We start from the raw sequence: 14,077 nt of genomic DNA on the forward strand, positions 1-14,077 counted from the left end.
ACACGGAGTTTTTTCATGACCACCACCCTCGTGATCGGCGCCAGCGGCCAAATCGGTTCGACCCTGGCCGATCTGCTCGCTGCCCAAGGCCAGACCGTTCGGCGCGCCACCAGCCGCGTGGCCACACAAGCCGGCGAAGTCACGGTCAACATGGACACGGGTGAGGGCCTCGCGGCCGCGCTGGCGGGGGCCGATCAGCTGTTCCTGATGTGCCCACCCGGTTTCGCCAACCAGCACGAGCTGCTCATTCCCGCCATCGATGCCGCCAAGACCGCCGGCTTGCGCAAGCTGCTGATGTTGTCGGCCATGGGGGCCAATGCCGACGAGAGCATCCCCCTGCGCCGAGCCGAACTGCACCTGGAGCGCTCAGGTCTGGCCTGGAACGTGATCCGCCCGAACTGGTTCATGCAGAACTTCCACACCTTCTGGTTGGAAGGCATCCAGAGCCAGGGCCAGATCTTCTTGCCGGTGGGTGATGCAAAAGGCAGCTTCATCGACACCCGTGACGTGGCCGCCGTGGCAGCCAAGCTGTTGTCGTCCGACAGTTTCGTGAACGCGGCCCACGACCTCACCGGCAACGAGGCGTTTGACCACCACCAGGTGGCGGCTATCCTTTCGCAGGCGGCGGGCCGCCCCATTGGCTACACCGACATCCCCGAAGACGCGATGCGCCAAGGGTTGCTGGGCGCGGGCCTGCCAGCGGATTACGCCGAGTTCCTGCTGGTGATCCTGGGCGCGTTCAAGGCCGGCTTTGCCGAGCGCACCACCGACGCCGTCCAGCGCATCACCGGCCAGGCGCCCATCCGCCTGGAGCGGTACGCGCAGGACTTCAAGGCCCACTGGGCCTGAGGTTCAGCAGGGCGTCAAAAGCCCTGCACGGCGCGCAGCACTTCCTCGGCGGTGGCGGGTGCGTTCATCGCATCGGGCTGCCCGCCCGCCTGGGCCACCGCGTCGCGCAGTGCTTCATACACGCTGATGCCCAGCATGAAAGGCGGCTCGCCCACGGCCTTGCTGCCAAACACGTTGTCCTCGCGGTTGGGCTCAGGCCACAGCGCCACGTTGAAGTGCTCGGGCACGTCGCCGGTGGCCGGGATTTTGTAGGTGCTGGGCGCATGGGTTTGCAGGTAGCCCTTGTTGTTCCACACCAGCTGCTCGGTGGTGAGCCAGCCCATGCCTTGCACAAACGCGCCTTCGATCTGACCGATGTCGATGGCCGGGTTGATGCTCTGGCCCACGTCGTGCAGGATGTCGACCGCCACCACGCGGTACTCGCCGGTCAAGGTGTCGATGGCCACCTCGGTGCAGGCCGCACCGTACGAGAAGTAGTAGAAGGGCCGCCCCAGCATGGTGACCTTGTCGTAGTGGATCTTGGGCGTGCGGTAGAAGCCATCGCTCCAGAGCTGGATGCGGTTGGCGTAGGCCGCGCCCACCACGTCCTCCCACTGTCGGGTTTTGCTTGGGCTGATGACCTGCCCGTTCACGAAGCGCACCGCACCCGCGCCACAGCCGTCGAGCCCGGCCACGAAACTGGCGAGGTTGTCGCGCACGTTCCGGGCCGCAAACTGGGCCGCGCGGCCGTTGAGGTCGGTACCGCTTGAGGCGGCAGTGGCGCTGGCGTTGGGCACTTTGCTGGTGTCGCTGGCGGTGGAGAGCACACGTTCGAAGGGCACGCCCAGCTCGTCGGCCACGATGGCGGCCACCTTGGTGTTCAGGCCCTGGCCCATCTCGGTGCCACCGTGGTTGACCTGCACACTGCCGTCCGTGTAGACGTGCACCAGCGCGCCGGCCTGGTTGAACAGCGTGGCGGTGAAGCTGATGCCGAACTTGACCGGCGTGAGAGCGATGCCTCGTTTGATGACCGGGCTGCTCGCATTCCACTCGGCTATTGCTCCGTGGCGCTCGCGGTAGCGGCTGGTCTGCGCCAGCGTGGTCATCAGCGGCTCCAGGATGTTGTCCTCCACTTGCATCTGGTAGTGGGTGACGTTGCGGTTCTCGATGCCGTAGAGGTTGCGCAGGCGCACGTCCAGCGCGTCCAGGCCCAGGTGGCGGGCGATGTCGCTCATGATGCGTTCGATCACGATCACGCCCTGCGGGCCACCAAAGCCGCGAAAGGCGGTGTGGCTCTGGGTGTTGGTCTTGCAGCGGTAGCTGCTGATGGCCACGTCTTCGAGGAAGTAGGCGTTGTCGGCGTGGAAGATGGCGCGGTCGGCAACGGGGCCGGACAGGTCGGCGGAGAAGCCGCAGTTGGCCAGCATCTCCAGTTTCAGGCCACACAGCAGGCCGCTGTCGTCAAAGCCCACCTGGTAGCTGTAGGCAAAGGGGTGGCGCTTGCCGGTGATCATGAAGTCGTCGTCGCGGTCCAGCCGCAGCTTGACCGGGCGCTTGAGCTTTTGCGCCGCCACGGCGGCCCACACCGCCAGGTGGCCGGCCTGGGTTTCCTTGCCACCGAAGCCGCCGCCCATGCGTCGGCATTCCACTTTCACCGCGTGGTTGTGCAGGCCCAGCACGTGCGACACCCAGTGCTGCACCTCGCCGGGGTGCTGGGTGCTGGAGTAGACCCACCACTGGTTTTGCTCCAGCGGCAGCACGTAGGCAATCTGGCCTTCGAGGTAGAAGTGTTCCTGCCCACCGACCTCGAAACGGCCTTCCAGCGTGTGCGGTGCACGCGCCAGCGCGGCGGCGGCATCACCGCGCTTGACATGCACTGGCGGCAACACGTAGCTTTGTTTGGCGTGGGCTTCCTGGGGGGTGAGCACGGGCGGCAGTGCCTCGATGTCCCACTTGACCAGGCGTGCGGCGCAGCGCGCGGTCATGGCGTCGTCGGCCAGGATGAGCCCGCCGACCTGACCGATGAACAACACCGTGTCCTGCGCGAACACCGGTTCGTCGTGGCCGAAGGCGGCCAGGATGGGGTCGCCAGGAATATCGGCCGCGCAGATGAAGCCTTGCACGCCGGGCAGGGCCAGGGCCGCGCTCGCGTCCAGGCCTTTCAGCTTGCCGTGGGCGATGGGCGAGCACACCGGTGCCGCGTGCAGGGTGCCCCGCACCTCCGGGATGTCGTCGATGTAGGTGGCGGTGCCCGCCACCTGGGCGCGCGCGCTTTCGTGGAAACGCGAGACGCCAGCAGCGCGGGTGCTGTCGGCAACCAGTTTGAGATCGGGGGCGTTCATGCCGTCACCTCCAGGCTTTTCAGACCGTTCAGTTGTTCGAGGTTGATGGCCTGTTGGCCTTGGCTTTCGAGCCAGAAGCGGCGCAGCAGGTTGCCCATCACGGTGTGCCGGTAAGCCGCGCTGGCGCGCATGTCGGAGATGGGCTGAAACTCGCTTCGAAGGGTGTCCATGGCGGCCATCACCGTGTCCTCGGTCCAGGGTTGGCCCAACAGAGCGGCCTCGGTGTGCCGCGCACGGGCGGGTGTGGCGGCCACGCCGCCGGCGCCGATGGACGCGCTTCGCACCACGCCACCTGCGATCTCCAGCCGGATGGCCAGGCAGATGGCCGAGATGTCGTCGTCAAAGCGTTTGCTGATTTTGTAGACGGCCAGTTTTTCGTCCTGGGTGGGACGGGGCACCTTGATCCAGGCCACCAGTTCGTCGGGCCGCATGACGTTGGTGCGGTAGCCGGTGTAGAGGTCTTCCAGCCGCAGTTCGCGGTGGGCGATCTCGCCGCCGGCCGCAGTTTTTTTCCAGCGCATCAGCACCACGCTGGCGCCCAGGGCGATGAGCAAGGGCATGGAGTCACCGATGGGCGAGCCATTGGCCACGTTGCCGCCCAGGGTGCCCGAGTTGCGTACCGGCAAACCTGCAAAACGCTGGCTGAAGGTTTTGAGTTGGGGGCGTTCCTTCACCAGCGCCGCAAACGCGTCGGTGAGCGACACGGCCGCACCAATGGCGATGTGGTGTTGGTAGGTTTCGACGCGTTGCAGCTCGCGCGCGGCGGTCACGTCCAGCACCTGCTCAAAACGTTTGTGCTGTTTGGTCACCCACAGGCCGACGTCGGTGCAGCCGGCCACCACCTGTGCCTTGGGGTGGGCGGCACGGGCCTGCAACAAAGCGGGCAGTGTGGCGGGGCGCAGGTAAGGGGTGTCGGTGGTGGGCTTCTTCTTCAGCGCCTTGAGTGCCGCCACGGTAGCGTCGGTGTCCACCGTGCAACCGGCGGGCAGGGGCAAGTCGCCCATCTGTTGCGCCGCATCCAGGATGGGGCGGTAGCCGGTGCAGCGGCACAGGTTGCCCGAGAGATCGACTTGGGCCTGCTCGCGGGTGATGCCTTGGCCGTGGTTGGTGTTCTGGTACATGCCGAACAGGCTCATCACGAAACCCGGTGTGCAGAAGCCACACTGGCTGCCGTGGCATTGCACCATCGCCTCTTGTGCTGGGTGCAGTTCGCCGGTGGGCGCCGCGATGTCCTCGGCGGTGTAGACCGCCATGCCATCCACCGAATGCGCCATTCGGATGCAGCTGTTGATGGCCCTGTGCCGCAGCTGGCCATCGACCAGTTCGCCCAGCACCACGGTGCAGGCGCCGCAGTCGCCTTCGCCGCAGCCCTCTTTGGTGGCGCTCAGGTGCAGGTCTTCGCGCAACACGTCCAGCAGGGTGCGGTCGGGTGCGACGTGATTCAGCGTCACGGTCTCGCCGCGGCGCACGAATCTCAGGGTTTGTCCGGATGTTTGAGACTTCATGAACGCCAGCATAGCGTCCCGCTCCGTGGCACAACATATGCTCAGCCATATGACAGGAATGTCCAGAACACGATCAACGCATACAGTGTCCAGGTATGAAATACATGCCCATGTTCGACAAGATTGACCTGCACCTGATCCGCGTGCTGCACACCGTGCTCACCGAGCGCAGCGTGTCGCGTGCGGCGCTGCGTTTGGGCATGTACCAGCCGGCGGTCAGTGCGGCGCTCAAGCGCCTGCGCGAACTCGCGGGTGATCCCCTTCTGGTGCGTTCGGGCGCCAGCATGGTGCCCACCGAAGCCGGCCTGCGCATGATCGCGCCAGCGGCCGACATCCTGCGCAGCGCCGAGGTGCTGTTTTCCGATGCGCGCGCCTTCGACCCGGCCACCGCCCGCCACACCTTCAGCCTGGCCGCCAGCGACTACCTCGACCCCGCCTTCCTGCCCCAATTGGTCACGCAGATCAAGGCCCTGGCACCTGGTTGCCAGATCGAGATCCACCCCTTGTCGGCCGACGCCGACTACCGCACACACCTGGCCCAGGGGCACTACGAAGTGGTGATTGGCAATTGGCCCAAACCGCCAGACGACCTGCACCTGGGCAGCCTGTTTGGCGACGAGGTGGTTTGCCTGGTGGCCAAACACCACCCGGCGGTGCGCCGTGGCTGGGACCAAACCGCGTGGCTCGCCGCTGAACACATCGCCCCCACGCCCACCCATCCCGGTGCACGGGGCTTCATTGACGACCACCTGGCCGCACAAGGCTTGGCGCGCAACATCACCGCGCGTTGTCCCCATTTCGCGCTCATCCCGGCCATGGTGGCCGGCAGCCTGCTGGTGCTGACGACGGGCCGCCAGTACTGCGAACGTTTCACCGCCAGCCTGCCCGTGCGCGTGCTGCCTTGCCCGGTGGAATTCCCTCGCATGATGTATTACCAGCTCTGGCACGAGCGCACCCATGCGTCCAAGGCGGGGCGTTGGCTGCGCGAGCAGATCAAGACGGTGGCGGCCTCGCTGCGCGCGCCGCCGCATGAGGCGGCTGCGTAGCCACCACCTGGCCGCACCCCTGACCAAAACATACAACAAAGAGGAGACACAACCCATGAACTGGACCGAACGCGTGTTCAAACTGCAGGAACACGGCACCACGGTGCGCAACGAACTGGTGGCGGGCCTGACCACCTTCCTGACGATGGCCTACATCATCTTCGTCAACCCATCCATCCTGGGTGATGCGGGCATGCCCAAGGACGCCGTGTTTGTGGCCACCTGCCTGATTGCGGCGCTGGGCACCACCATCATGGGCCTGTACGCCAACTACCCGATCGCGCTCGCGCCGGGCATGGGGCTCAACGCCTATTTCGCCTACGTGGTGGTGGTGAACATGGGCTTCACCTGGCAGGCGGCGCTGGGCGCGGTGTTCGTGTCGGGCTGCCTGTTCTTGCTGGTCACGCTGCTGGGGCTGCGCGGGTTGATCATCCGAGGCATCCCCCATTCGCTGCGCTACGCGATCACGGTGGGCATCGGGCTGTTCCTGGCACTGATTGCGCTCAAGAGCGCGGGCATCGTGGCCCCATCGCCCGCGACCTTCGTGACGCTGGGCGAACTGCACAAGCCACCGGTGGTGCTGGCCGTGCTCGGCTTCATGTTGATCGTGGTGCTGGACAAGCTGAAGGTGCCAGGCGCCATCCTGATCGGCATTGTGGCGGTGACGGTCGCATCGTTCTTTTTCGCCGGCAACGAGTTCCGCGGCGTTTTTTCGATGCCGCCTTCCATCGCGCCCACCTTTTTGCAACTGGACATCAAGGCGGCGATGTCGGTCGGCTTGCTGAACGTGGTGCTGGTGTTTTTCCTGGTCGAGCTGTTCGATGCCACGGGCACGCTGATGGGTGTGGCCAAACGCGCCGGCTTGCTGGTGCCGGGCAAGATGGAGCGCTTGAACAAGTCGCTGCTGGCCGACAGTGGTGCCATCTTTGCCGGTGCGCTGCTGGGCACGTCGAGCACCACGGCCTACGTTGAAAGTGCTTCGGGTGTGCAAGCCGGTGGCCGCACGGGCCTCACGGCGCTGACGGTGGCGGTGCTGTTCCTGGCCTGTCTGTTCATTGCGCCGCTGGCCGGCGTGGTGCCGGCCTACGCCACGGCACCGGCGCTGTTTTTTGTGGCCTGCCTGATGCTGCGCGACCTCACCGAACTCGACTGGGACGACACCACCGAGGTGATCCCCGCCGCCGTGACCGCGCTGGTCATGCCCTTCACCTACTCCATCGCCAACGGCCTGGCTTTTGGTTTCATCACCTACGCCGTGCTCAAGCTGTTCACCGGCAAGGCGAAGGAAGTGCACAAGATGGTGTGGGCCATCGGTGGCGTGTTCCTGTTCAAATTCGTCTATATCGGAGGACACTGAGGCGGGGCGGTTCCACATCGGCCCGATGTTTGCTTGGCGCTCTCCAGCCGGGCGGCGAAAATGCCGCCCCACCCACTACGCAGGATCTGACTCCGAGGAGAACTGATTGACCACATCGCGACTGCAACTGACAGGCATCACCAAACGCTACCCCGGCGTGGTGGCCAACAAGGACGTGCACCTGACCGTCGCCCCCGGGGAAATCCACGCCGTGCTGGGCGAAAACGGCGCGGGCAAGTCCACGCTGATGAAGATCATCTACGGCTCCGTCAAACCCGACGAAGGCGCTGTGTTGTTCAATGGCAAACCGGTGCACATCCGCAACCCCCAGGAGGCGCGGGCACTGGGCATCAGCATGGTGTTCCAGCACTTCAGCCTGTTCGACACGCTGACCGTGGCGGAAAACGTGTGGCTGGGCCTGGACAAAAGCCTGACGCTGGAGGAGGTGACCGAAAGCATCCGCGCCAAGGCCGCCGAGTACGGGCTGGACATCGCGCCCGAGCGTCCGGTGCACACCCTGAGCGTGGGCGAGATGCAGCGGGTCGAGATCATCCGTGCGCTGCTCACCCAGCCGCAGTTGCTCATTCTTGACGAACCCACCTCGGTGCTCACGCCGCAGGCGGTGGAAAAGCTGTTTGTGGTGCTCAAGAAGCTGGCGTCCGAGGGCTGCAGCATCCTCTACATCAGCCACAAACTGCACGAAATCCGCGAGCTCTGCACCGCCTGCACGGTGCTGCGCGGTGGCCAGGTCACAGGTGTGTGCAACCCCCAGCAGGAGAGCAACGCGTCGCTCAGCCGCCTGATGATCGGGGCCGAACCGCCAGCCTTGGGCTTGCGCGAGCAGCGGCCCGGTGCCGCCGTGATGCAGGTGCGTGGTCTGAGCCTGAAAAGCGACGATCCGTTTGGCACCGACCTGGAAGGCGTGCAGCTCACCGTGTGCGCGGGCGAGGTGGTGGGCATTGCGGGCGTGTCGGGCAACGGGCAGGGCGAACTGTTGTTTTGCCTGTCGGGCGAAGACCGCCGCGCGCCGACCGGCAGCATCAGCGTGAGCGGCACGGACGTGTCGCGTTTCGGGCCGGGCAAGCGCCGTTCGCTGGGCCTGCACTTTGTGCCGGAAGAACGCCTGGGCCGTGGCGCGGTGCCCACCCTGGGTCTGGCACACAACCTGCTGCTGTCGCGCCGTGACGCCATCGGCGCCGGGGGCTGGCTCAAGCTGGGCCTGTTGCGTGAGCAGGCACAAGACATCATCACCCGCTACAAGGTCAAGACGGCCGGGCCGGACGCCGCGGCCAAGTCGCTTTCGGGCGGCAACCTGCAGAAGTTCATCGTCGGCCGCGAGATCGAGGCCCGCCCGAAGCTGCTCATCGTCAGCCAACCCACCTGGGGTGTGGACGTGGGCGCGTCGGCCCAGATACGCGGCGAAATCCTGGCCCTGCGCGACGCCGGTTGTGCGGTGCTGGTGGTGAGCGAAGAGCTGGACGAACTGTTTGAAATTTGCGACCGCCTGTACGTGATGGCGAAAGGGCGGCTGTCGCCCAGCGTGGACCGCAGCAAGGCGTCGGTGACGCAGATCGGGGAATGGATGTCGGGATTGTGGAACCAGGGCGCTGCGGCGGCCGTGCAAGCGGAGGTGGCCCATGATCAAGCTTGAAGCGCGTCCCCAGCCCTCCGGCTTCTGGGGCTACGCCTCGCCCATCCTGGCCCTGCTGGTGACGGTGGTCATTGGGGTCATCCTGTTCGTGGCGCTGGGCAAAGACCCGGTGCGTGGTCTGCAGGTGTTTTTCTGGGAGCCGATTCGCAACGTCTACGCCATTGGCGAGTTGATGGTCAAGGCCACGCCGTTGCTCATCATTGCCCTGGGCCTGGCCGTGTGTTTCCGCTCCAACGTGTGGAACATCGGTGCCGAAGGCCAGTTCATCATCGGCGCCATCACCGCCGGTGGTGTTGCCTTGCTGGCCGACAAGACGACTGGCCCCTGGATCGTGCCTGCCATCTTGCTGGCCGGGGTGCTGGGTGGCATGTTCTGGGCGGGCATCACCGCCTTGCTGCGCGACCGCTTCAACGCCAACGAAATCCTGGTCAGCCTGATGCTGGTTTACGTGGCGGTGCAGGTGCTCAACTTCCTGGTGTACGGCCCCTGGAAAGACCCATTGGGCTACAACTTCCCGCAGACCAAAACCTTTGACGCGGTGACCAAAATCCCGCGCCTGATCGACGGTTCCCGCGTCAACATCGGTCTGCTGCTGGCGCTGGCCGGTGTCGCAGGTGCCTGGCTGTTCCTGTTCCGCACCTATTCGGGTTTTGCCCAGCAGGTGGGTGGTTTGGCGCCAGCGGCGGCGCGGTACGCCGGTTTTTCGTCTCGCACCGCTCTGTGGATTGCGCTGCTCACCTCGGGTGCCGCAGCGGGTCTGGCGGGGGCGCTGGAGGTCGCCGGGCCCATTGGCCAGCTCACGCCTTATGTGCCCGCAGGCTACGGCTTCGCCGCCATCATCGTCGCATTTGTGGGGCGGCTGCACCCGGTGGGCATCGTGTTCTCGGCCCTGCTCATGAGCATGTTCTACATCGGCGGCGAACTGGCGCAGTCGCACCTGGGGCTGCCCAAATCCATCACTGGCGTGTTCCAGGGCCTGCTGCTGTTCTCGCTGCTGGCGGCCGACACGTTGATTGCCTACCGCATCAAGTTCATTGCGAAGAAAGTCTGAGATGGAATCCACCGCACTTTTGATCGCCGCTTCGCTCAATGCCGGCACCGTGTTGGCCATTGCCGCCCTGGGGCTGCTCATCAACGAGAAGGCCGGCATCGTCAACCTCGGGGCTGAAGGCATGATGTTGTGTGCCGCCCTGGCCGGCTTCGCGGTGGTAGCGACCACTGGCAGCACCGCTCTGGGCTTTGCGGCGGGCATGGCCGCCGGCGCGGTGCTGGCGGCCATTTTTGGCCTGCTGGTGATCTGGCTCAACACCAACCAGTACGCCACGGGCTTGGCGCTCAGCCTGTTTGGCGGCGGGTTTTCGGCCTTTGCCGGCATCAACTACGTGCAGGCCAAGTTGCCCGAGCAGGCCCAGCACGCCATTCCGCTGCTGTCCGACATCCCTTTCCTGGGCAATGCGCTCTTCAAACACCACCCCATGGTGTACGTCGGGGTGGCGCTCACGCTCGGTCTGATCTGGTTCCTGTACCGCACCCGCGCGGGCCTGGTGCTGCGCAGCGTGGGCGAAAGCCCCGAGTCGGCCCACGCGCTGGGCTACCCGGTGCGCCGCATCCGCCTGATGGCGGTGGTGGCCGGTGGCGCCTTGTGCGGCTTGGCGGGGGCCTATGTGTCCACCGTCTACACGCCGCTGTGGGTGGAGGGCATGATTGCCGGCAAGGGCTGGATCGCGTTGGCCTTGACCACCTTCGCCACTTGGCGCCCGGCACGGGTCTTGCTGGGAGCCTACCTGTTCGGTGGTGTGACCATGTTGCAGTTCCACCTGCAAGGCATTGGCGTGAACGTGCCCAGTCAGTTCCTGACCATGTTGCCTTACCTGGCCACGGTGGTGGTGCTGGTGCTGATTTCGCGCAACCCGGTGTGGATTCGCGTCAACATGCCCACCTCCATCGGCAAGCCGTTCTACCCAGGCTCATAATCTGCTGTTTTTGTGTTTTTCAACCCACGTCCCTCAGGAGTCGACATGACAGACCAGAAGAAACGCACCATCCTCAAAACGGTGGCCCTTTCGGCACTCACCAGCGCGGTGCTGATCGGTTGCGGCAAGAAGGAAGAGCCGGCGCCTGCGCCCGCACCGGCCCCGGTGGCCGAAGCGCCCAAGCCCGAGCCGCTGAAGATTGCATTCGCCTATGTCGGCCCGGTGGGCGACGGCGGTTGGACCTTCGCGCACGACAACGGCCGCAAGGCGATGGAAGCCGAGTTCGGCGACAAGGTCAAAACCAGCTTCGTCGAGAGCGTGCCTGAAAGCGCCGACGCCGAGCGCGTGATCCGCGACATGGCCCAACAAGGCAACACGCTGATTTTCGGCACCACTTTCGGCTACATGGAGCCCATGCTCAAGGTCGCCGCCGACTTCAAAAACGTGAAGTTCGAGCACGCCACCGGCTACAAAACCGCCGACAACATGCGCACCTATGACAGCCGCACCTACGAAGGTGCCTACATGGCGGGCGTGATCGCGGGCAGCATGACCAAGACCAACACCCTGGGTGTGGTCGGCTCCATCCCCATCCCGGAAGTGATCCGCAACATCAACAGCTTCACGCTGGGTGCGCAGTCGGTCAACCCCAAGATCAAGACCAAGGTGGTCTGGGTCAACAGCTGGTTCGATCCACCAAAGGAAACCGAAGCCGCCACCTCGCTGATCAACGGGGGGGTGGATGTGCTGTTCCAGAACACCGACTCCAGCGCCGTGCTGCAAACCGCCGAGAAGATGGGCAAACGCGCCTTTGGCTGGGATTCGGACATGACCGCCTACGGCCCCAAGGCCCACCTGGGTTCGGCCGTCATCAACTGGGGCCCTTACTACAAGAAGGCCGTGGGCGATGCACTCAACGGCACCTGGTCGACCGGCTCGGTGTGGTGGGGTGTGAAGGAAGGCGCCATCGACATGGTGTCCGTCGCTGAGGACGTGCCCGCCGAGGTCAAGGCCAAGGTCGACGCCGTCAAGGCCGGCCTGAAGGACGGCAGCTTCCACCCCTGGACCGGCCCGATCGTGGGCCAGGACGGCAAGGAAGTGCTGGCCAAGGACGCCAAGGCCGACGACGCCTTCCTGGGTGGCATCAAGTTCTACGTCAAGGGCGTGGAAGGCAAGGTGCCGCAATAAGCGCTCGGCTACTGCGCGGGCACCATGCGTAGTTGGGCGGTGCTCGGGATCCTCACGTACAGGAAGTATGTTCCGGTTCCTGCGCTCCGTCCGCCTAGCCTGGCACCCGCTCGCTACGCCTCGAACCCGTGAGTTCGTAAGGGCCACCTCCGGGTGGCCCTTTTTGTTCCCAATCCCCATGATCGAAACTCAACATTGGTGGCCGGTGGCGCAGGTGAGCGCCGCGGTGTCGGCGCCGTTTCCCGTGCGGCTGCTGGACCACGACCTCGTGCTGTGGCGCGATGGGCAGGGCCGGCTGGCGGCCGCCCACGACCGTTGCCCACACCGGGGTGCCCGCCTGTCCCTCGGCCGCGTGTGTGACGGTCAGTTGGAGTGCCCGTACCACGGCTGGCGTTTTGACGCCGATGGCCCCTGCCGCCATGTGCCCGCGCTGCCGGACTTCGTTCCCCCCGCCAGCCAGCGTTTGCGCACCGTGGGCGTGCGCGAAGCGCACGGCCTGATTTGGGTGTGCGTGGATGGCGATAGTGGGGACTTGCCCGCGTTTTCCACCGAAAGTGACAGCCGCCTGCGCAAGCTGAACTGTGGTCCGTATGACGTGGCCACCAGCGCGCCGCGCATCGTCGAGAACTTTCTCGACATGACCCACTTCGCGTTTGTGCACGAAGGCTGGCTGGGCGAGCGGGGTCACGCCGCGCACCACGACCACCCGGTGGAGCGCACGCCCAGCGGGCTGATCGCCACCGGTTGCCAGGCCTGGCAGCCGCAGTCCAACCGCTTGTCCAGCGGCGGGGCCATGGTGGACTACACGTATGAAGTGACCGGCCCCTTCAGCGCCGTGCTCACCAAACGCCCGGACGACCCGGCGCTGGGCGACTACCACGAGGCCATTGGCCTTTTCATCTGCCCGCTCACGCCCGAGACCAGCCGGGTCTGGTTCCGCCTGGCCATGGCCGATTTCGCGTCCAGCGACGAGGCGCTGCGCGCCTTCCAGCACACCATCTTCACCCAGGACCAGCCGGTGCTGGAATCGCAACACCCCAAGTGCCTGCCGTTGGACCCGCGTGCGGAACAACACACCACAGCCGACCGCGTGTCGCTTGCCTACCGACGCTTCCTGCGCGACAGTGGCATCACCTTTGGAGTCATCGCATGAACACCTTGCCCCCCATCTCCGCAGAACGTCTGGTGGACCTGCTGCGCACCGCGCCCAAGGCCGAGTTGCACATCCACATCGAAGGTTCGCTGGAGCCTGAACTGATCTTTGCCTTGAGCCAGCGCAACGGCATCGCCATCCCCTACGCCAGCGTGGACGAATTGCGCCGTGCCTATGCCTTCAGCAACCTGCAGAGCTTTCTGGACATCTACTACGCCGGTGCCAGCGTGCTCATCACCGAACAGGACTTCTACGACATGGCCTGGGCCTACCTGCTCAAGGCGCAGGCCGACCACGTCATTCACACCGAAATCTTTTTCGACCCGCAGACCCACACCGCGCGCGGTGTGGCGATGAAGACCGTCATCGACGGCCTGCACCGCGCCTGCCAGGACGCGCATGCGAAGCTGGGCGTCAGCGCCAGCCTGATCCTGTGTTTCCTGCGCCACCTGAGCGAAGAAGACGCATTTGCCACGCTGGAAGACGCCTTGCCCCATCGTGACCAGTTCATCGGCGTCGGGCTCGACTCGAGCGAGCTCGGCCACCCGCCCGAAAAGTTTGCTCGCGTGTTCGCGCGCTGCCGCGAGTTGGGTCTGCACCTGGTGGCCCACGCGGGCGAGGAAGGCCCGCCCGAGTACATCTGGAGCGCGCTGGACGTGCTCAAGGTCGAGCGCATCGACCACGGCGTGCAGTCCACCCGCGACGCCGCGCTGATGAAGCGACTCGCGGCCGAGCGCATCCCGCTCACCGTGTGCCCGCTGTCCAACCAGAAGCTGTGTGTGTTCCCCAACCTGGCCGACCACAACCTGGGCCGCCTGCTGGACGCCGGTCTGTGCGCCACCGTCAATTCCGACGACCCGGCCTACTTCGGCGGCTACATGAACGACAACTTCCTGCAGACCTTCGCCGCCACCGGCCTCACGGCCCAGCACGCCTACACGCTCATGCGCAACAGCTTCGAGGCCAGCTTCCTGGCGCCAGCGGCCAAGCGGGCCATGCTGGACCGGGTGGACGCCGCCTTCCTGGCCTGAGCC

The 14,077-nt window shown here is 65.4% G+C and carries 11 protein-coding genes; 9 read left to right on the forward strand and 2 right to left on the reverse strand.

Annotated features, from left to right (window positions below; genetic code table 11):
• Nucleotides 1–15: 15 nt before the first annotated feature.
• A complete protein-coding gene (locus ACFQU0_RS03980; RefSeq protein ID WP_382198824.1) occupies nt 16–849 on the forward strand; it encodes an NmrA family NAD(P)-binding protein in 834 nt (277 codons plus the stop codon).
• Nucleotides 850–863: 14 nt separating this feature from the next.
• Here the strand turns inward: ACFQU0_RS03980 and xdhB are convergent, their stop codons facing one another.
• A complete protein-coding gene (xdhB, locus tag ACFQU0_RS03985) occupies nt 864–3,170 on the reverse strand; it encodes a xanthine dehydrogenase molybdopterin binding subunit (RefSeq protein ID WP_382198825.1) in 2,307 nt (768 codons plus the stop codon).
• Nucleotides 3,167–4,675, reverse strand: coding sequence for a xanthine dehydrogenase small subunit (xdhA, locus tag ACFQU0_RS03990; RefSeq protein ID WP_382198826.1), 1,509 nt, complete (start codon nt 4,673–4,675; stop codon nt 3,167–3,169). The genes xdhB and xdhA overlap by 4 nt, the downstream gene beginning before the upstream one ends.
• A 95-nt stretch (nt 4,676–4,770) precedes the next feature.
• Here xdhA and ACFQU0_RS03995 point away from each other — a divergent pair, with 95 nt between their 5' ends.
• The 8 genes from ACFQU0_RS03995 to ACFQU0_RS04030 all read left to right on the forward strand — a co-directional run bounded on the left by ACFQU0_RS03995 (nt 4,771) and on the right by ACFQU0_RS04030 (nt 14,074).
• Nucleotides 4,771–5,721 (forward strand): LysR family transcriptional regulator, encoded by a 951-nt coding sequence (locus tag ACFQU0_RS03995; protein WP_382198827.1) that lies wholly within the window; start codon nt 4,771–4,773, stop codon nt 5,719–5,721.
• Nucleotides 5,722–5,776: 55 nt separating this feature from the next.
• Nucleotides 5,777–7,078, forward strand: coding sequence for an NCS2 family permease (locus ACFQU0_RS04000; RefSeq protein WP_382198828.1), 1,302 nt, complete (start codon nt 5,777–5,779; stop codon nt 7,076–7,078).
• A 106-nt stretch (nt 7,079–7,184) separates the two neighbouring features.
• Nucleotides 7,185–8,729, forward strand: coding sequence for an ABC transporter ATP-binding protein (locus ACFQU0_RS04005; protein ID WP_382198829.1), 1,545 nt, complete (start codon nt 7,185–7,187; stop codon nt 8,727–8,729).
• Complete coding sequence (locus ACFQU0_RS04010; protein ID WP_382198830.1) at nt 8,716–9,780, forward strand: ABC transporter permease; 1,065 nt, start codon at nt 8,716–8,718, stop codon at nt 9,778–9,780. The genes ACFQU0_RS04005 and ACFQU0_RS04010 overlap by 14 nt, the downstream gene beginning before the upstream one ends.
• 1 nt (nt 9,781) lies before the next feature.
• Nucleotides 9,782–10,702, forward strand: a complete 921-nt coding sequence (locus ACFQU0_RS04015) for an ABC transporter permease (protein WP_382198831.1) — start codon at nt 9,782–9,784, stop codon at nt 10,700–10,702.
• 45 nt (nt 10,703–10,747) lie between these two features.
• Nucleotides 10,748–11,890: a BMP family ABC transporter substrate-binding protein gene (locus tag ACFQU0_RS04020; protein ID WP_382198832.1), complete on the forward strand. Its 1,143-nt coding sequence runs from the start codon at nt 10,748–10,750 to the stop codon at nt 11,888–11,890.
• Between the two features lie 178 nt (nt 11,891–12,068).
• Complete coding sequence (locus ACFQU0_RS04025; protein ID WP_382198833.1) at nt 12,069–13,043, forward strand: Rieske 2Fe-2S domain-containing protein; 975 nt, start codon at nt 12,069–12,071, stop codon at nt 13,041–13,043.
• Nucleotides 13,040–14,074 (forward strand): adenosine deaminase, encoded by a 1,035-nt coding sequence (locus tag ACFQU0_RS04030; protein WP_382198834.1) that lies wholly within the window; start codon nt 13,040–13,042, stop codon nt 14,072–14,074. Before ACFQU0_RS04025 ends, ACFQU0_RS04030 begins: the two co-directional genes overlap by 4 nt.
• Nucleotides 14,075–14,077: the final 3 nt, after the last annotated feature.

The sequence above is a fragment of the Hydrogenophaga defluvii genome, assembly GCF_042665235.1.
GTDB lineage: Bacteria > Pseudomonadota > Gammaproteobacteria > Burkholderiales > Burkholderiaceae_C > Hydrogenophaga > Hydrogenophaga defluvii_A.

Bases quoted from the DNA above. Each gene is read 5' to 3' on its own strand.
- ACFQU0_RS03995 (WP_382198827.1), top strand. From the start codon at position 4,771: ATGAAATACATGCCCATGTTCGACAAGATTGACCTGCACCTGATCCGC.
- ACFQU0_RS04000 (WP_382198828.1), top strand. From the start codon at position 5,777: ATGAACTGGACCGAACGCGTGTTCAAACTGCAGGAACACGGCACCACG.
- ACFQU0_RS03980 (WP_382198824.1), top strand. From the start codon at position 16: ATGACCACCACCCTCGTGATCGGCGCCAGCGGCCAAATCGGTTCGACC.
- xdhA (WP_382198826.1), bottom strand. From the start codon at position 4,675: ATGAAGTCTCAAACATCCGGACAAACCCTGAGATTCGTGCGCCGCGGC.
- ACFQU0_RS04020 (WP_382198832.1), top strand. From the start codon at position 10,748: ATGACAGACCAGAAGAAACGCACCATCCTCAAAACGGTGGCCCTTTCG.
- ACFQU0_RS04025 (WP_382198833.1), top strand. From the start codon at position 12,069: ATGATCGAAACTCAACATTGGTGGCCGGTGGCGCAGGTGAGCGCCGCG.
- xdhB (WP_382198825.1), bottom strand. From the start codon at position 3,170: ATGAACGCCCCCGATCTCAAACTGGTTGCCGACAGCACCCGCGCTGCT.
- ACFQU0_RS04010 (WP_382198830.1), top strand. From the start codon at position 8,716: ATGATCAAGCTTGAAGCGCGTCCCCAGCCCTCCGGCTTCTGGGGCTAC.
- ACFQU0_RS04015 (WP_382198831.1), top strand. From the start codon at position 9,782: ATGGAATCCACCGCACTTTTGATCGCCGCTTCGCTCAATGCCGGCACC.
- ACFQU0_RS04030 (WP_382198834.1), top strand. From the start codon at position 13,040: ATGAACACCTTGCCCCCCATCTCCGCAGAACGTCTGGTGGACCTGCTG.